Origin of the sequence: Vibrio sp. 1F255 (genome assembly GCF_041439145.1) — a bacterium.
Taxonomy (GTDB): domain Bacteria; phylum Pseudomonadota; class Gammaproteobacteria; order Enterobacterales; family Vibrionaceae; genus Vibrio; species Vibrio crassostreae_C.
On the sequence record NZ_JBGONQ010000035.1, the window covers coordinates 12,729 to 29,374 of the forward strand.

Here is a 16,646-nt window from a genome sequence, read left to right on the forward strand (position 1 = left end):
GTGCCCGAAAAAAGTGAATAACATCAGAATTATGCAGATACTCGCATTAGTTGTAAAATAGCAATGACGAAAAGCGACCCAAAGGCCTCATAGATGGAAACGATTAGCACCAAGAACCAAACAATTTGGTACGACCCTGAACTTTTGGCTCAGGTACCAGAGGGCGATATCGCTCAGATTTTTGAGGCTGAATATTGGCAGCAACAAGACGCCATTTCAGGCAGTGCTCAAGGACGCGGTACCACATGGTTCATTCAGCTTGATGGAATACAGGCCGCATTGCGCCATTATCGCCGTGGCGGATTGTTTGGGAAGCTAGTCGAAGACCAATATCGTTTCTCTGATTGGGAGAGTACTCGCTGCGCTATGGAGCTTAATGTCCTAAAGATATTGGCAAACGCAGGTGTGAATGTACCGAAGCCCATTGCTGCTAGAGCCATTAAAAGCGGACTACTTTATCGAGCGGACTTAATGTCTGAACGAATTCCCAATGCCAAAGATCTGGTTGATGTCTTGGTCAATGGCCAGATAGATGCGGATGTTTATCGTCGAATTGGCCAAGAGGTACGCAAGATGCACGATGCTGGGGTTAATCATACCGATCTCAACATTCATAATATCCTGCTTGATGACTCGCAAAGGGTGTGGATTATTGACTTTGATAAGTGTGGTCAGCAAGCGGGTGATGACTGGAAAGAAGGCAACTTGAATCGCTTAAAGCGCTCGTTCTTAAAAGAAGTGAACAAGCGCCAGATTCAATGGCAAGAGTCGGATTGGGAGCCGATATTAAAGGGTTATCAAGGTTAGATGTTAAAGGGCTACCAAGGCTAATTAGGTCAAATAGTTGTTAGCTAAGAATGTATTCCAAGGTTTTATCCAACGCCCCTCGGTTCTGCTCAACTACTTGATAAGCCGCTAAGCCTTTAGTTTTGCGCAGCTCTGATTGTTTGAACAGTCGTTGGAGTTGGCCTGCGATATCTTGGCTATCTTGACATATAACCACGGCATTGGCTTCCAGTAGCTTGTCTGTGATCTCGCTGAAGTTAAAGTAGCTAGGACCATTCAATAAAGGTAGTTGTAGGGCTGCTGGTTCTAGAAGATTGTGGCCACCTACCTTATCGCCTACAAGGCTTCCTCCCATAAAACACACATCAGCACCACCGAGTAAGGTCAACATTTCTCCCATCGTATCAGCAATATACACTTCAACATCAGAGGCGATAGGTTGTTGACTTGTTCGAGTGATGGTGTTGAATTCTTGCTGTTTAGCCAGTTCCGTCACTTGGCTGAATCGTTCAGGGTGACGAGGCACAATCATCAGCAAGGTATTTGGATTGTCTTTAAGGAGCTGTTTATGAGCGTCTAAGATAATTTCATCTTCGCCTTGATGAGTGCTGGCTGCTATCCACACACAGCGTTCAAAGCCAATTTGTTCACGTAACGCTTTGCCTTTTGATACTTGTTCAGCTGAAACTTCAATATCAAACTTGATCGACCCAGTCACATGCACAGATGCTTTATCTAACCCTAATCGTATAAAACGCTCAGCATCACTTGGGTATTGGCAAAGTACTTGAGAGAGATTTTTGGCTAAGAGATCAAAAACGGCTTGGAATTTAGCATAACGCTGGCACGAGCGTTCAGATAGGCGAGCGTTGAGTACCGAAATGGGGATTCCAGCTTTCGCGACGCAGTGCAGTGTGTTTGGCCATAACTCGGTTTCCATGATTAGCATCTGTTTAGGCTGAACAGTCTTCAAAAAACCTCGAATACACCAAGAAAAATCAATCGGCATGTAGCGATGCTCGACTAAATCACCGAGTTTTTCTATCTGCTCTGCACCCGTGCTGGTTGTCGTGGTAACGATAATGGCTTGGTTTGAATTGCGTCGCTTCAGTTGCTTTATGATCGGTACGGCGGCAATCGATTCACCAACCGATACTGCGTGAATCCAGATAGGATTCTTACCTTGAGTTTGCGGTGTGATCCCGAAATGTTCTTTCCAACGCTGACCAAAACTTGGCTTTCCAGGTTTGCTCTTATAAAGCCCATACAGCAGTAGCGGAGAAGCTAATGACAATATGAGAGTATAGATAAGTCGTATAAGCATAAGAACAGTGACACCAGAAGGCAAAATCAATATTCAGAAGAGTATTTTCTTCAATCTCGAAAGTAAAGAGCGTTATAATTAAATGCTTAGTTGCGCTTTCAAACGGACATGGTGAATTTTATCTCATCGCTTATGCAAACCGATCAAACCTATCGTTTCTTGCTCTACGTCGAGCAAAATTATTCATTTGCTATTCTTCGCCCATTCTATGATTACGCGAAGCAACTCGGCCATGAGGTTAAGTGGTTGCTTGTTGGTGAAGACGCTTCTGAACATCTTTTACTGGATCAAGAGCAGAGCGTCTCTTTGACAGAAGCTATTGCCTTTAGTCCTTCTGCCGTTCTAGTGCCCGGTGATCGTGTTCCAGCGTTTATTCCAGGGTTGAAGGTACAAGTATTTCATGGTTTGAACGAGAGCAAACGTGGGAACTTATACCCTGAACGTGGTCTATTTGATTTGTATTGCACCGAAGGCCATGAAAGAACAAGCTCGCTTGAGCCGCTAGCTAAGCAGCGCGGCTATTTTCAAGTAAAAGAGACCGGGTGGCTGAAGCTAGATAGCTTATTTAATTATCAAGCTAGCGAGAGCCATTTTGAAAGACCTCAAATTCTATTCGCTTCCACTTTTTCGCCAAGCTTATCGTGTGCAGAGTTGGTTTATGAAGAGCTTAAGCGCCTAAGCCAACTGAGCCAGTGGCAATGGTTAGTGACATTGCACCCTAAAATGAATCAAGAGACGAGAACGAAATATCAGGCACTGGAAGGGGATAACCTTCTCTTTTTCGATAATGATCGAGTGATTGAAATGCAGCATCGCGCCGATGTCATGGTGTGTGATAACTCATCGATATTTCAGGAATTCTTGTTGCTCAATAAGCCTGTTGTCACGGTAAATAATCGAGACCCTCAAGCAAGCTTTATTAATATTACTCAAGCCGAGCAATTAGAGTCAGCAATTAAGCAAGCGATGCTACCTGATGAAGAAAGGGATAACGCTATCGCTCATTACGGCCCGTCAATAACGCCATATTTAGATGGGCAATCCTCAGCGAGAGTTCTGAGTGCTATTACTGATGTGCTAGAAAGCGGCTGGCAAGATAACAAGCCAAAAAATTGGATTCGTAACTTTAAGATCCGTAAATCATTAAACTATTGGAAATTCTAGGGCTGAATAATGAGAAAACATACCCTGTCTGTCATTGTTATTACCAAGAATGAAGAAGACCGAATTGAAACTTGCCTAAAATCTGTGGTTGATATTGCCGATGAGCTAATTGTGTTAGACAGCGGATCAACGGACGCAACCGTTGAGATATGCCAAAAATATACAGATAACGTGACAATCACAGATTGGCCTGGCTTTGGTAAGCAAAAACAGCGAGCGCTAGATAAAGCGACATGTGATTGGGTGCTATCAATTGATGCTGACGAAGCTCTCGATAAAGAGATGAGCGACGCTCTTGTTGAACTATTAAAACAAGATCAAATCAAACACACTGCTTATAAACTTCCTTGGGGAGTGACGCTTTATGGCACGACTCTAAAACATGGCCGCAGTGCTCGTGCTGTGTTGAGACTCTTTAAAAGAGAGGGCTCTCGATATACGTTGGATGAAGTTCATGAAACCGCTATACCGGAACAAGGAACGACGGGCACTCTGAAAGGTTACTTGCTCCACTATACCCACAGAGATTATGGGCACGGCTTAGATAAAGCAGCGCAATATGCTTGGCTTGGTTCTCAAAAGTACCATCGTAAAGGCAAGAAATCACACGGCTTATTCCTTGCTCTACTTCGAGCGATGTGGACGTTTTTCCTTGTGTACATTATCCGTCGTGGCTTTATGGATGGTAGTGTCGGTTTCATTATGGCGATGACTTACGCTCAGGTGAATTTCAATAAATATGTCGGCTTGTGGCTTATCGAAAAAGAAAGGAGTTAACCAGTGGCTTTTAAATTAGAGTACTGCCTGTCAGATACTTACAATGTAGGGGATGATCTTAACCCTTGGCTATGGCCACAACTGTTTGGTGACTTGATTGTAGAAGATAGCTCTCGTTATTTTTTAGGCATAGGGACGATTTTGACGGAGAAGCGATTAAATAAAACTCTTTCAGGTGCGGACGAAGTTATTATTTTCTCATCAGGTGCATGGGAGTGGAACGTCCCCAAGTTATCTGACAAGTGTACTGTTTATGGTGTAAGAGGGCCTAGGACGGCAAAAAAATTAGGGTTAAAACCCGAACTGGTGGTTGGAGATGGTGCTTATCTCCTTCGTGAAGTTGACTTCCCTAAAGCGGAAATACAAAAAGGGAAGATTGGATTTATACCTCATCATCGTAGTGAAGATTTTATCGATTGGGATAAAGTTTGCCAGAAGATAGGTTTAACATACATTACAGCAAAACAACCGGTCGAGACTTTTTTGTTGGCTCTTCAAGAGTGTGAGTCCGTTGTGACTGAGGCCATGCACGGTGCAATTATTGCGGACGCACTTCGCATCCCTTGGAAAGGAGTTCGTTTCTCTCCTGCATTTGACGATGAAAAGTGGTATGACTTTGCTGAATCTATGGGTGTAGAGCTAACCTTACACGACTTACCTTTTATGAGTGTTAGTAAAATGCCCATTGGTAAATTGTTAGAAAATACGTGTAAGAGAAATGTAGCTAAATTATTTAAATCTTCATCGAGAAAGTGGCTGTCACTCGTGACTGTTTACAAACTGGCCTCTAATGGCGATATGAAAAATTTACAATTGAAGCTTAAAGTTTTAGCCAATGACAAGAGCAATTACCAGTTGAGCTCTTTGGAGCAACTCAATGCGATAGTCGAGATTCAAAAGGAAGTGATAAATAAAATTATCAAAGATCAAAACTAAATCGTTAGGGCAGGCTAAATCATTTTCCTGCCCTGTTAGTATCAAATTATTTCTTAGTTAGTTTTTCAAAAAAGTTAATATGCTGTTTTACTGTTTCTGATGACGAAAAGTAGCGTTGAAGTCTGATTTTTGCTTTACGTCCCATCTCCGCGCAATGTTCTTTATTCTTCGCCATATTGTTTATAGATTCACCTAATAACTGAGCGTTTTTTACGGGAACAATGTGGCCAGTTTCGTTTTCTTCAATAAGTTCTGGGGAGCCTCCAGTTGTTGTCACTATTGACGGTGTCCCATTTGCCATAGCTTCAACAATCGTTCTTGGGAGCCCCTCTCCACTGATTGATGGTTGAATTTGAAAATCAGCCATAGCCATAATGGATGGAACATCTTTTCTGTGACCAATGAAGTGTATTCTCTCTGACATAGGGCTATCTTTCGCCATATCAAAATAAGGTTCGTAACCACTGCCAATTAAAAGAAGATGAAAGTTTGGGTTATCAACAAAGTGTGTAGCTCTGATTAGAACATCAATTCCCTTGCTGGGCCTAACATGAGCAGCACACACAGCAATGACATTATTGGAGTCTAAGCCAAACTCTTCTGGCTTATTTTCCTGAACAGTATACCAGTCTAGTTCGTGACCTTTGTAGATGGTAACTACATTATCTTTATTGCACCAAACTCTCTTTTTAACGTCATTGGCGACAGCTTTTGATACGCATACAACACCACTGACTTTTGGGTGCAGGTGAGTGAGGTAGGCTGAAGGATCATGGCGATACAGGCCACCTGTAGTCCCGCGATATGTGATTAATTTTGTTTTCTTACCAATACAAGCAAACGCAGCGTTTGGTATCGTCTTAGAATTAAATGCATAAAAAATGTCATAGGCTTTGCTGTTCAGTTCAGCCCTATAAGCTTTGATAGTCTTTAAACAAATCTTTTTATTTGGGTAGGCATCAACAACTCTTACGCCATTTTCTTGAAACCGTTGAGCGTATTCTGCATCGCCTTGGGTAAGAACTGTGACCTCATGACCTTGCTTTACCATTTCTATAAACATTTCGGCTTCAGGACGTACACTATTTCGAGCATGATAGTAGGAACTAGCAATAAGAATTTTCATTGGATTACCGCTTCGAGTATTTGAATTTTATGTTATGTAGGTGACGCTGGATAGTTTCGTTTAAATTGAACCATTCACGCTTACATTTCTTGAATAAACTTCTGGTGCTTGTGCGTTTTTCATAACCGATATCGGAATCAAACTTAGGGTCGTTCGTTAAGCAGGGTACTGCAGTGCCGTAGCACTCGACTTCGTTTTGCCAGAATCGGTCCATATAAATATCTACAGCCATATACCACTCTTTTGAGTGTTCAAGGAATTTTCTAGCTCCTGAAGGCCTTAAGAAATAGGCCGTGGCACTCATATGCCCTTTAGTGAACTTGTGAATACTAGTAGATTTCGCTTCGAGCACTTCGTAAGAATCATATTTACGGCGCTTGTTTTTGAATAATCTTATGCACTCTACAGTTTCGGGGATGTCACTAATATCTTGTATGAAGTTAAGGAATGCCTCTTTAAATATAAGAGCATCATCTTCAATTATGACTATTGGTTGATTGAGTTCAACACACTTCTGCCACAATAAGTAATGGCTTGCATAACACCCTAACTGACCAGCGCTTAGTGTTTTTGCTCGGTATGTTTGGCTTAAATCATTATTGTAAAGGTTTAGTAGTGGGTGAGGGGGGAATGTTCTTCCATCCACAGCAGAAAATAGCTCAAAAGGAAGAGATAGTTCATCTAGTTGGCGACTAATGTTTTCTTTTCTATCTGTGGAAGATTCTAAATTTATGACAAATATTTTAGTCATTGGTAACTCTCTTACATCTTGAGCAAATAGGAATTAGAAATAATAAATATAACATTAAAGGTTGAGGGTGATTAAAAGGTACATCAGTTAAACCTGCGATGAAAAATAAGCTAACCAAACCAATTATTATATATGCATCGGATGGTGGTGATTTCCTCACCATCATTAGTGGATAAAGCAGAAGTCCAATTACTAGCATCGTTCCTATAACCCCAGACTTAACCATTTTATCTAAAAACTGATTGTGGAAGTGGGCTGAAGCATAGTAATATAGCGATCTAGATATTTCACCATGTTCTAACTTACCTTTTAATATATCCCGTTGTTCTTGTCCGTGCCCTAGTATTGGTTTTTGTTTTATTAATTCCGGAGCTAACATCCACATTTGTAACCTAAGCCCAACGGATGTACTATAATCGCCTGATTGAATCTTTTTGACTTCATAGATGGTTTGGTTATATCTCTCATTTATTTTATCTTTAAATAAGAAGGCGCCAGTAGAAGTTAGAATGGCTGTGAGCATAAGTGTAAATAGTATATATTTTCTCGAAGGAGGATTTTTAATACATTTAACTGCGATTATAATAAAGATACTTAAAGTAAACGCCAACCAAATCCCTCTAGTTTCACTTAGGATTATAGGAGGTAACGACAGCAGAAAAGCGACCAAAGGAAGGGTTTTACCCTTTAAAGGAGAATTACCTAGCAATAAAGAAAACGCGATTATGGATATCAATGCGCATGCAGTTGAGTAAGGTATCGGATTTATATAACCAGCATTACGCCCTGTACTGATATAAACATTGAAATAGACGCTATTGACAAATATTGCCAAACTACCGATCAAAACTACCCATTGAATTACTTTTTGAGTAAGTATATGGTATGGAAAAGCTATAAGGAAAAGAGTAAGTCCAATCAGTGCTCTTAGCTCTCTAGAGCTTGCTCCATGATAATAATAACTAAATACGATATATATACATGAAATGCCAATTAACCACACAAACGGGCTCTGTATGTTATTTAATATAGTTTCTTTTTTAAATACTAATATACTGACGATGATACTAATCAAAAATAGTGGGATCATTTTCTTATCACCACTATCTAAAACTAACATGCCTGTAACAGCAAAAAAGTAAGGTAATAGTAAGAGTGCTGTATAAATCTGCTTTCTGTTAATAATATTCATACTGTTGAATTTAATGCTAACTACTATAAGGATTTATATTGCTATCAGGACGAGTCTTAAGCAGCCTTAAGATCCACATATATTGCTCTGGGTTTTTGCTCACGTAATTTTCAATACATTGGTTCATCATACGTGCGTCCTCTTCTTCGCTTCCTGTTGGGAAGGGTAGAGCAGGGTAGAAGTCCAAGGCGTATTGGCCTGTACTGCTATCGTATTGAGCAAACAAGGGCACTATTTTAGCTTTACTTAGTTTTGATAGGCGACCAAGGCCTGAGATAGTTGCTTTTTGAGTCGCGAAAAAGTCAACGAAGACACTGTGCTCACGGCCAAGATCTTCATCAGGGAGGTAGTAACCCAGGTACCCATCACGTACCGACTTGATGAAAGGTTTGATACCGCCGCTGCGATCATAAACACGACCGCCGTATTGCACGCGCTGTCGGTGCATTAGCCAGTCACTGAGTTTGTTTTTTTGTGCTTTCGCCATCGCAGATACAGGTAAATTGCGTGAAGCTAATAATACCGCTGGGATATCGATAGCCCATGTGTGTGGCACCAGCAAGATCACATTCTCGCCACTGTCTGTAATATCGGTTAGGTTGCTCAGGCCGTTTATCGCAGTGTTATTCTCTAGCCAAGTTTTACTCTTGAGTGTCAGTGAAGCAAATCCCATCAAAAATGAGATGGAAGTAACGTATGACTGATAGAGAGTTTCTTCGCGCTCTTCGATAGATTGCTCAGGGAAACACATCTCAAGGTTCACTCGAGCCCGGCGGTTAGCCTTATTCTTAATTTTTACAGCTTGCTTAGCCATAAACTTAGCTAATGCTAAACGAATGCTATTAGGTAAGAAGCAGACTAAAGACGATAACAAAACAGCAATCCAAGTTCCCCAGTATTTAGGTGCTAGAAAACCCCATTCAAACTCAGGATTGTAAGCTTTTGGATCAAAATCATTGCGTTGTGTGGTCATTCATTCACTACATTATTTAAATCAGAGAGTTAACTTAATATCGGTCACTCTGGGAATGATTATATTCGTTAGACATTCCCAATAATACACGCTAAAAGTAGGGTGTATTATTGGTCCTAATCTGAAATATACCGTTAAGCGTTTACGATCTTCATGTACTCAGCAACGCCATCGGCTACTGCTTTAAACTCGATATCGCAACCTGTACCGCGAAGCTTCGTTAGGTCTGCTTGAGTGAATTCTTGGTAAGCACCTTTTAAATGCTCAGGGAAAGGAATCGTTTCGATTTCGCCTTTACCATGGTGCTTGATAACTGCCTTGGCGACTTCTTCAAACGACTCAGCATTGCCAGTACCTAGATTAAAGAGGCCAGATACCCCATTTTCTAAGAACCACAAGTTTACAGCCGCAACATCACCTACATACACAAAATCACGCTTAAAGGTTTCGCTACCTGCGAACAATTTCGGGTTTTCACCGGAATTCATTTGGTTGTTTAGGTGGAAAGCGACAGAGGCCATGCTGCCTTTGTGTTGCTCGCGTGGACCATAAACATTGAAGTAACGGAACCCTACGATTTGCGAAAGCGTTTCGTTGTGTGCTGCTGCATCCGCGGTTAAGCGACGAACGTAGTTATCAAATTGTTGTTTTGAATAGCCGTAGACATTCAATGCACCTTCGTACTCTCGCTCTTCGATGAAAGTGTCGGTCTCACCGTAAGTTGCAGCTGAAGAGGCATACAAGAAAGGAATTTCACGCTCAACACAGTAATGAAGTAGCTCTTTTGAGTATTCATAGTTGTTAAGCATCATGTATTTGCCATCCCACTCAGTGGTAGCAGAGCATGCTCCTTCATGGAAAACAGCTTCAATATGACCAAAATCATCACCGGCCATGACTTGAGTTAGGAAGTCATCACGATCCATGTAATCCGTGATGTCTAGGTCTACAAGGTTCTTAAATTTCTTACCATCTTTTAAGTTGTCGACGACTAGAATATCGTTGTGGCCCGCTTCATTAAGCGCCTTAACAATATTGCTGCCAATCATGCCAGCACCACCCGTTACGATAATCATAATTTTCTAACTCTTTTGAATACAAAACTGTCACGAGTATAGCAAGGAATGGATAAAGCGGGCTAGTGGAATAATTCCCCAACCAGAGTATGATACGGCAAGCTAAGTTATAAATTATGTTGAGTTAATTACTCAAAACTATAGGTATTATCATGAAGATTGCAGTAGCCGGTACAGGGTATGTGGGTCTATCAAACGCTATGCTTTTGGCACAACATCATGAAGTCATTGCGGTAGATATCATCGATGAAAAAGTGGCAATGCTAAACAATAAGCAGTCACCGATTGTAGACAATGAGATTGAGCACTTTCTATCAAATAAGACGCTGAACTTCATGGCAACAACGGATAAAGTCGCTTACAAAAATGCTGAATTTGTCATCATTGCTACACCTACCGATTATGACCCTAAAAACAATTATTTTGATACCAGCTCTGTAGAATCTGTCATCAAAGACGTCATGGAGATCAATCCTGATGCGGTGATGGTTATTAAATCAACGGTGCCGGTTGGCTATACTGAGCGTATTAAGCAAGAGCTGAACTGCGAAAACGTCATGTTCTCACCGGAGTTTTTGCGTGAAGGCAAGGCCCTGTACGATAATCTACACCCATCACGTATTATCGTTGGTGAATGTTCTGAACGCGCTAAAGTGTTTGCGAATCTTCTTGTGGAAGGTGCGGAAAAAGAAAACATCGACGTACTGTTTACTCACTCAACGGAAGCAGAAGCAGTAAAGTTATTCTCAAATACTTATCTAGCGATGCGAGTTTCTTATTTCAATGAGCTTGATTCTTACGCGGAAGCGCATGGCTTGGATTCTCGTCAGATCATAGAAGGTGTTGGCTTAGACCCTCGTATCGGCAATCATTACAACAACCCTTCATTTGGTTACGGTGGTTACTGCTTACCAAAAGACACCAAGCAACTATTAGCAAACTATCAAGATGTACCAAACAACATTGTGGGTGCGATTGTTGATGCAAACCGTACCCGAAAAGACTTCATTGCGGATTCAATTATTAAGCGCTCGCCTAAAATTGTCGGTATTTATCGTTTGATCATGAAGGCGGGCTCTGACAATTTCCGTGCTTCTTCCATCCAAGGGATCATGAAGCGTTTAAAAGCCAAAGGCATCGAAGTCGTCGTGTTTGAACCGGTATTGAAAGAAGAGCACTTCTTTAACTCGAAAGTCTATTCTGATCTTGCTGAGTTCAAAGCGGTGTCCGATGTGATTGTTTCTAATCGAATGGTAGAAGAGATCGCAGACGTTGCAGATAAGGTGTACACACGAGATCTGTTTGGCAGTGATTGATCAAAGGTATTATGGATTGAAGGTGAATTTTAGCGCTTGCTAATTCGACCAGATGTTATCAGCTCGATCTATCCGCTTAGTGGCGATATACTGAACCACTAAACGGATAGGGATACTAATAACTAATGAAAACACGTGACAAGATTGTTTACGCTGCTCTAGAGCTTTTTAATGAGCACGGCGAGCGTAGTATTACGACCAATCATATTGCTGAGCATATCGAGATTAGCCCTGGTAACCTCTACTACCACTTCCGTAACAAACAAGAAATTGTACGTGACATCTTTACGCTCTATTCAACAGAGTTGCTTGAAAGGTTCACACCGATTCAAGGCCAACAAGAAAGCCTGACGTTACTAAAGACTTACTTAGATTCTATCTTCACACTGATGTGGAAGTACCGATTCTTCTATGCGAATCTGCCTGAAATATTGTCACGTGATGAAAAACTCCACCTTGATTACATGGCCGTACAAGAAAAGCTGCAAACGAATCTTGTCGATATCATGCGAGCCTTCGTTGAGTTGAACCTGCTCAAAGCAACGGATACGGAAATGAAATCGATGGTCACTTCTCTTCACTTGATCGCATCGGGTTGGTTGGCGTATCAGTCTGCGATGTCTCCAAAAGCCCAAATTACCGAGCAAGTCGTTCATCAAGGAATGCTGCAGATGATAGCGACCGTTAAACCAATTGCGACCGCGCAAGGTTTTGAACAGCTGACATTATTAGAAGATGGTGTCAGGGCGTTGAACTCTAAATAGAAAGAGACGAGTAAGCGGTATACGGGATTCGAAGAAAGATACTCGCATCCCGTATCTGCTCTTTATCGAACTAACCAACTCTTCGGGTTTTGGGCTTGGCTGTTTCTGCGAATCTCAAAGTACAGTGAAGGGCGCGTTTGGCCGCCAGTGTCACCAGCAAGCGCAATCGCTTCGCCAGCTTTAACCTTGTCACCTTCTTTCTTTAAAAGTGCTTGGTTAAAGCCGTAGAGCGTCATATCACCTTTACCGTGGTCAAGTAGCACCACTAATCCATAGCCACGCAGATACTCTGCAAATACCACCGTGCCAGAGTAAACGGATTTTACTTGCTGCCCGTACTTGGCATTGATTACCATGCCTTTCCAGTTAATTTGCCCCGTTTGACGTGAACCGTAGTTATGTAGAACTTTATCTTTGATTGGCCAAGGCAGCTTGCCTTTACGTTTGGCTAACCCATCCATAGGGACGGCATTACGTCTTTCTCGAGCCGCTTTCTCTGCTTTCGCTATTTCAGCTTTCAGGCGAGTTTCATTTCGCTGAAGCTCCGCCAAGTAATTCTTATCACCCGAGATGTTTTTCTTGATGCTGCCAACGGTTTTCTTACGTTGTGTTTGAGTCTGAGACAACTTGTCACGCTTTGTGGTTTGCTGTTTTAACAATGTTGCAATTTGTTCTTGCTCGAGTTGACGCTGTTTGTGGCTTTCTTCTAATTCGAGTTGCGTCTGTTCAATCGTTTTAATGGTTGCGGAGCGAGCTTTGGCAAGGTGCTGGTAATAATGACTGATGCGATCTTCTTCTACACCGGTGTTGAGAATGTGAGAAGAAGCCTTAGCTCGACTCGTCATGTAGTAAGTCTGAATGAGCTGCTCTAACTTGTCTGTCTGGACTTTTTTCTGCGCAGTGAGCGCTTTAATCTTTGTGTCTAAATTAGCAATATTAGCATTAGCGGTATTGAGCTGCTTTTTACTGTCTAGAATCGCTTTTTCAAGTGAAGCGATGGACAGCTCCTGCTTCTTGAGGTTTGCCTGTAGGCTATCGAGTTTCTTTTGCTGGGAAGAGAGCGCTTTCTGTTGACGAGAGATTTCGCTTGATACGCCTTTCAGTTCACCTTGAGATGCAGCAAATGATGATGAAGACAAAAGAGCAACACCAAGGCTGGCAGATATCAAAAGAACAGTGCTCATTGATTGAACGGGTTTCATCATTATCGTCATTTTGCTCTTATTAATAATCAGCATCTGCTGCGAGTCTTTTCGCATCTCGGCTATCGGCTATTCGTCGGATCCCGAATCTGCTCTTAAATCCCATCACCATGGATGAAGTTCTGAGAACGACCGTTAAACCCCTGATCCATATCCAAAGACGGCTTGTCAGTTTTCGGCTTTCCAACAATTTTTGCAGGAACGCCAGCGACTGTAGTATGAGGCGGTACAGCTTGTAGAACCACAGAGCAAGAGCCAATCTTAGCACCTTCGCCAACTTCAATGTTGCCGAGTATTTTAGCGCCGGCACCGATCATTACACCTTCTCGGATTTTAGGGTGACGATCGCCACCTTCTTTACCCGTACCACCTAAAGTCACGTCTTGAAGGATCGATACATCATTTTCGACGACAGCAGTTTCACCAATCACGATACCAGTGGCGTGGTCGAGCATGATCGCTTTACCGATACGAGCGGCTGGGTGAATATCCACTTGGCAAGCAACCGAAATTTGGTTCTGTAGGTAAGTAGCAAGCGCAATACGCCCTTGCTTCCATAGCCAGTTAGCCACTCGGTAACCTTGCAAAGCGTGGTAGCCTTTCAGATAAAGCAGAGGCATCGAGTACATCTCGACCGCAGGATCTCGATTTACCGTCGCGCAGATATCACAAGCAGCCGCATCAATAATCGATTGATCTTGCTTGAATGCTTGTTCAACCACCTCACGCACCGCCATTGCGGGCATTGAAGCCGTCTTTAGCTTGTTGGCTAGGATATAACTTAATGCAGCGCCTAAGCTTTCGTGGTTGATAATGGTGGCATGGTAAAAACTCGCAAGCATAGGTTCTTGCTCCGACTGCTGTCGAGCTTCCTTCACAATGCATTGCCAAACTTTTTGTTGTTCACAGTGTTTCATTTTACCATCCATCTTATCTATTTTATCCCACGACTGAATACGCGATGTTATCGCTCTGACTTCTTGTCTCGAGCAAGTAGATCTTGTGCTGCTAAGTGTGCGTCTTTCCCTTGATACAGCACTTGATAAATTTGTTCAACGATTGGCATCTCAACGCCCATGCGTTCTGATAATAACCAAACTTCTTTGGTGTTGCGATAGCCTTCTACCACTTGGCCAATTTCTTCTTGTGCGGTATCTACATCTTTGCCTGCGCCAAGTGCCAAACCAAAGCGACGGTTGCGTGATTGGTTATCAGTACAGGTTAGTACTAGGTCGCCTAATCCAGCCATGCCCATGAAGGTTTCTGGCTGGGCACCAAGTGCTGCGCCCAAGCGGCTCATTTCAGCCAAGCCGCGAGTGATGAGTGCGGTACGTGCATTGGCACCAAACCCAATACCATCCGACATGCCTGCGCCAATTGCGATAACATTTTTCACTGCGCCGCCAAGTTGCATACCAATGAAATCTGAGTTTGCATACACGCGGAATGTTTTGCCGCAGTGGATTTTTTCTTGGAGCTCTTCTAGGAAAACTTCATCAGGTGAAGCTACAGAGATAGCCGTTGGCATGCCCATCGCTAACTCTTTGGCGAAGGTCGGTCCTGATAGAACCGCTAACGAGTAACCATCACCCAGCACATCATGCGCGACATCTTTAAGCAGGCGGCCGGTCTCTGGCTCTAAGCCTTTGGTCGCCCAACAGATGCGAGAGTCTGAGGCTAAGTAAGGTTTAACGCTATTAAGCACAACGCCGAATACGTGGCTCGGGACTACAAGTAAAAGGTCTCGGCTTGAAGTCACTGCTTTTTCTAAGTCTGATTCAATGATCAGGCTTTCTGGGAATTCTATATTTGGTAGAAACTCATTGTTCGCACGCTCTGATTCAAGGCGATTCATATGAACAGGGTCATGTCCCCAAAGAACAACATTGGCACCGTTACGCGCTAGAGATATCGCTAAAGATGTCCCATAAGAACCTGCGCCAATCACTGTCATCGCAATGTCTTTACCGTAAGCGCTGTCTTTACCGCAAGCGGCTGTCGCGCGAGTTGTTTCTGTCATGCTTCCACCTAAAAATAATGAGGGAAATCGAAGAGTTCTTGAGATGTTTTCTAAATTAAGAAGAAAAAGTTCTCTATCAAAATACAGTGTAAATAAAAAATGCACATCGCAGAAGCTGCGATGTGCATTTAAAAGCTAAGCTTCTTATAACATAAGCTATTTAAGCGTTCGTTAGGGTTAAGTTCTAGAGTGAGACTTAAGCCTGTTCGCCTTCAGCTTGTTGAGCTTGGTTTTGTAGGTAGTTCATGAACAAAGCATCAAAGTTTACTGGCGCTAGGTTCAGTTGTGGGAACGTACCTTTAACCACTAGGCTAGAAATCGTTTCACGAGCGTATGGGAACAGGATGTTCGGGCAGAAAGCTCCTAGGCAATGAGCCAGTTGACCAGCTTCCATTTCGCTAGCAGAGAAGATGCCGCCTTGTTGAACTTCACAAAGGAATGCAGTGTCTTCTGCGTTCTTAACCGTAACCGTTAGACGTAGGATTACTTCGTATACGCCTTCGCCAAGTTCACGGCTTTGAGTGTCTAGGTCCAGTTTTACATCTGGGTTCCACTCTTTTTGAAACATGTCTGGAGAGTTTGGCGCTTCGAAAGATACGTCTTTTAGGAAGATACGTTGGATTGCGAAGTTTTGTTGTGCGTCTTGTTGTGCTGCTTCAGCCATTTTCTTGTCCTTAAAAATTTAAATTAGGTTTTGTTCGTCATATCAGCCGAACAAAAACCTTAAAGTCATATTCGTGTAATCAGGTCAGCTTACTTTTTGCTTTGAACTACTTCTTGCCTTTAACCAAAGGTAAGTTAGCTTCGCTCCAAGCCACTAAGCCACTTTTCAGTACGCTTACGTTTTCGAAACCTGCTTTAACCAGTAGATTAGCGCTTTCTTGAGCGGTTTGACCTGTCTTGCATACTACGATGATTGGGTCTGCTTTGTGGCTTTCAAGGCTACCAACGCTATTTGCTTTGATGTCTGACGGCAAAATGTGAACTGCGTCCGTAATATGGCCCTTTTTGAACTCATCCTTAGTACGAATATCAACCACAACACCGTTTTCACGGTTAATCATGTGTGTGGTTTGCGCTGCCGTGATCTCTTTGTAGGCTGCGTTTGATGTCTTGATAACGTTCGCAATGATGGCAACAACCAAGCCGATCCATACGATGGCTAAAATCATATTCTCTTGAACAAATGGAACTAACTCTTGCATATCTTGAACTCTTATTCGTTATTGGGCGAAAAAC

At 42.5% G+C, this 16,646-nt stretch carries 17 protein-coding genes; 6 read left to right on the forward strand and 11 right to left on the reverse strand.

All coding sequences use genetic code 11. The features are described from left to right. The first annotated feature begins 93 nt into the window (after nucleotides 1-93). Entirely contained in the window at nucleotides 94-807 is a 714-nt protein-coding gene (locus ACED41_RS17930; protein WP_371725380.1) for a 3-deoxy-D-manno-octulosonic acid kinase, read from the forward strand. Nucleotides 808-847: 40 nt separating this feature from the next. Here ACED41_RS17930 and waaA read toward each other — a convergent pair whose 3' ends face one another. Continuing rightward, nucleotides 848-2,110, reverse strand: a complete 1,263-nt coding sequence (gene waaA, locus ACED41_RS17935) for a lipid IV(A) 3-deoxy-D-manno-octulosonic acid transferase (RefSeq protein WP_371725381.1) — start codon at nucleotides 2,108-2,110, stop codon at nucleotides 848-850. Between the two features lie 132 nt (nucleotides 2,111-2,242). Here waaA and ACED41_RS17940 point away from each other — a divergent pair, with 132 nt between their 5' ends. From ACED41_RS17940 to ACED41_RS17950, 3 genes are read left to right on the forward strand one after another with little or no spacing between them, the layout of a single operon-like run. Further along, nucleotides 2,243-3,274 carry a CDP-glycerol glycerophosphotransferase family protein gene (locus tag ACED41_RS17940; protein WP_371725411.1) on the forward strand — a complete coding sequence of 344 codons (1,032 nt, stop codon included), beginning with the start codon at nucleotides 2,243-2,245 and terminating at the stop codon, nucleotides 3,272-3,274. A gap of 9 nt (nucleotides 3,275-3,283) precedes the next feature. Beyond that, nucleotides 3,284-4,051: a glycosyltransferase family 2 protein gene (locus ACED41_RS17945; RefSeq protein WP_371725382.1), complete on the forward strand. Its 768-nt coding sequence runs from the start codon at nucleotides 3,284-3,286 to the stop codon at nucleotides 4,049-4,051. 3 nt (nucleotides 4,052-4,054) lie between these two features. After that, complete coding sequence (locus tag ACED41_RS17950; RefSeq protein WP_371725384.1) at nucleotides 4,055-4,987, forward strand: polysaccharide pyruvyl transferase family protein; 933 nt, start codon at nucleotides 4,055-4,057, stop codon at nucleotides 4,985-4,987. 46 nt (nucleotides 4,988-5,033) lie between these two features. On the opposite strand, the gene ACED41_RS17955 is transcribed toward ACED41_RS17950, so the two are convergent. The 5 genes from ACED41_RS17955 to rfaD form a co-directional block, all read right to left on the reverse strand. Beyond that, nucleotides 5,034-6,113 (reverse strand): glycosyltransferase family 4 protein, encoded by a 1,080-nt coding sequence (locus ACED41_RS17955; protein ID WP_371725386.1) that lies wholly within the window; start codon nucleotides 6,111-6,113, stop codon nucleotides 5,034-5,036. 4 nt (nucleotides 6,114-6,117) lie between these two features. Beyond that, the gene (locus ACED41_RS17960; protein WP_229648005.1) at nucleotides 6,118-6,864 is read right to left on the reverse strand and encodes a glycosyltransferase family 25 protein; all 747 of its coding nucleotides are present in this window, start codon (nucleotides 6,862-6,864) and stop codon (nucleotides 6,118-6,120) included. Beyond that, complete coding sequence (locus tag ACED41_RS17965; protein WP_371725387.1) at nucleotides 6,857-8,056, reverse strand: O-antigen ligase family protein; 1,200 nt, start codon at nucleotides 8,054-8,056, stop codon at nucleotides 6,857-6,859. Before ACED41_RS17965 ends, ACED41_RS17960 begins: the two co-directional genes overlap by 8 nt. A 16-nt stretch (nucleotides 8,057-8,072) precedes the next feature. Then, nucleotides 8,073-9,029, reverse strand: coding sequence for a lauroyl-Kdo(2)-lipid IV(A) myristoyltransferase (lpxM, locus tag ACED41_RS17970; RefSeq protein WP_016788449.1), 957 nt, complete (start codon nucleotides 9,027-9,029; stop codon nucleotides 8,073-8,075). A 134-nt stretch (nucleotides 9,030-9,163) separates the two neighbouring features. Then, entirely contained in the window at nucleotides 9,164-10,105 is a 942-nt protein-coding gene (rfaD, locus tag ACED41_RS17975; protein WP_371725388.1) for an ADP-glyceromanno-heptose 6-epimerase, read from the reverse strand. Nucleotides 10,106-10,257: 152 nt separating this feature from the next. Between rfaD and ACED41_RS17980 the strand changes: the two genes are divergently transcribed. Together ACED41_RS17980 and ACED41_RS17985 are read left to right on the forward strand one after the other, a co-directional pair. Next, the gene (locus tag ACED41_RS17980; protein WP_371725389.1) at nucleotides 10,258-11,421 is read left to right on the forward strand and encodes a nucleotide sugar dehydrogenase; all 1,164 of its coding nucleotides are present in this window, start codon (nucleotides 10,258-10,260) and stop codon (nucleotides 11,419-11,421) included. A gap of 125 nt (nucleotides 11,422-11,546) precedes the next feature. Continuing rightward, nucleotides 11,547-12,185 (forward strand): TetR/AcrR family transcriptional regulator, encoded by a 639-nt coding sequence (locus ACED41_RS17985; protein ID WP_017063104.1) that lies wholly within the window; start codon nucleotides 11,547-11,549, stop codon nucleotides 12,183-12,185. 62 nt (nucleotides 12,186-12,247) lie between these two features. On the opposite strand, the gene ACED41_RS17990 is transcribed toward ACED41_RS17985, so the two are convergent. The 5 genes from ACED41_RS17990 to ACED41_RS18010 all read right to left on the reverse strand — a co-directional run bounded on the left by ACED41_RS17990 (nucleotide 12,248) and on the right by ACED41_RS18010 (nucleotide 16,612). After that, a complete protein-coding gene (locus ACED41_RS17990; RefSeq protein ID WP_016797614.1) occupies nucleotides 12,248-13,399 on the reverse strand; it encodes a murein hydrolase activator EnvC in 1,152 nt (383 codons plus the stop codon). An 83-nt stretch (nucleotides 13,400-13,482) separates the two neighbouring features. Next, nucleotides 13,483-14,304, reverse strand: a complete 822-nt coding sequence (gene cysE, locus ACED41_RS17995) for a serine O-acetyltransferase (RefSeq protein WP_009847961.1) — start codon at nucleotides 14,302-14,304, stop codon at nucleotides 13,483-13,485. Between the two features lie 47 nt (nucleotides 14,305-14,351). Continuing rightward, nucleotides 14,352-15,407 carry an NAD(P)H-dependent glycerol-3-phosphate dehydrogenase gene (gpsA, locus tag ACED41_RS18000; RefSeq protein WP_050634977.1) on the reverse strand — a complete coding sequence of 352 codons (1,056 nt, stop codon included), beginning with the start codon at nucleotides 15,405-15,407 and terminating at the stop codon, nucleotides 14,352-14,354. 196 nt (nucleotides 15,408-15,603) lie between these two features. After that, a complete protein-coding gene (secB, locus tag ACED41_RS18005; protein ID WP_009847959.1) occupies nucleotides 15,604-16,071 on the reverse strand; it encodes a protein-export chaperone SecB in 468 nt (155 codons plus the stop codon). 106 nt (nucleotides 16,072-16,177) lie between these two features. After that, entirely contained in the window at nucleotides 16,178-16,612 is a 435-nt protein-coding gene (locus ACED41_RS18010; RefSeq protein ID WP_371725390.1) for a rhodanese-like domain-containing protein, read from the reverse strand. Between the last annotated feature and the right edge of the window lie 34 nt (nucleotides 16,613-16,646).

Bases quoted from the DNA above. Each gene is read 5' to 3' on its own strand.
- lpxM (WP_016788449.1), bottom strand. From the start codon at position 9,029: ATGACCACACAACGCAATGATTTTGATCCAAAAGCTTACAATCCTGAG.
- cysE (WP_009847961.1), bottom strand. From the start codon at position 14,304: ATGAAACACTGTGAACAACAAAAAGTTTGGCAATGCATTGTGAAGGAA.
- ACED41_RS17940 (WP_371725411.1), top strand. From the start codon at position 2,243: ATGCAAACCGATCAAACCTATCGTTTCTTGCTCTACGTCGAGCAAAAT.
- waaA (WP_371725381.1), bottom strand. From the start codon at position 2,110: ATGCTTATACGACTTATCTATACTCTCATATTGTCATTAGCTTCTCCG.
- ACED41_RS17960 (WP_229648005.1), bottom strand. From the start codon at position 6,864: ATGACTAAAATATTTGTCATAAATTTAGAATCTTCCACAGATAGAAAA.
- ACED41_RS17955 (WP_371725386.1), bottom strand. From the start codon at position 6,113: ATGAAAATTCTTATTGCTAGTTCCTACTATCATGCTCGAAATAGTGTA.
- ACED41_RS17985 (WP_017063104.1), top strand. From the start codon at position 11,547: ATGAAAACACGTGACAAGATTGTTTACGCTGCTCTAGAGCTTTTTAAT.
- ACED41_RS17990 (WP_016797614.1), bottom strand. From the start codon at position 13,399: ATGACGATAATGATGAAACCCGTTCAATCAATGAGCACTGTTCTTTTG.
- secB (WP_009847959.1), bottom strand. From the start codon at position 16,071: ATGGCTGAAGCAGCACAACAAGACGCACAACAAAACTTCGCAATCCAA.
- ACED41_RS17965 (WP_371725387.1), bottom strand. From the start codon at position 8,056: ATGAATATTATTAACAGAAAGCAGATTTATACAGCACTCTTACTATTA.
- ACED41_RS17980 (WP_371725389.1), top strand. From the start codon at position 10,258: ATGAAGATTGCAGTAGCCGGTACAGGGTATGTGGGTCTATCAAACGCT.
- gpsA (WP_050634977.1), bottom strand. From the start codon at position 15,407: ATGACAGAAACAACTCGCGCGACAGCCGCTTGCGGTAAAGACAGCGCT.
- ACED41_RS18010 (WP_371725390.1), bottom strand. From the start codon at position 16,612: ATGCAAGAGTTAGTTCCATTTGTTCAAGAGAATATGATTTTAGCCATC.
- ACED41_RS17945 (WP_371725382.1), top strand. From the start codon at position 3,284: ATGAGAAAACATACCCTGTCTGTCATTGTTATTACCAAGAATGAAGAA.
- ACED41_RS17930 (WP_371725380.1), top strand. From the start codon at position 94: ATGGAAACGATTAGCACCAAGAACCAAACAATTTGGTACGACCCTGAA.
- rfaD (WP_371725388.1), bottom strand. From the start codon at position 10,105: ATGATTATCGTAACGGGTGGTGCTGGCATGATTGGCAGCAATATTGTT.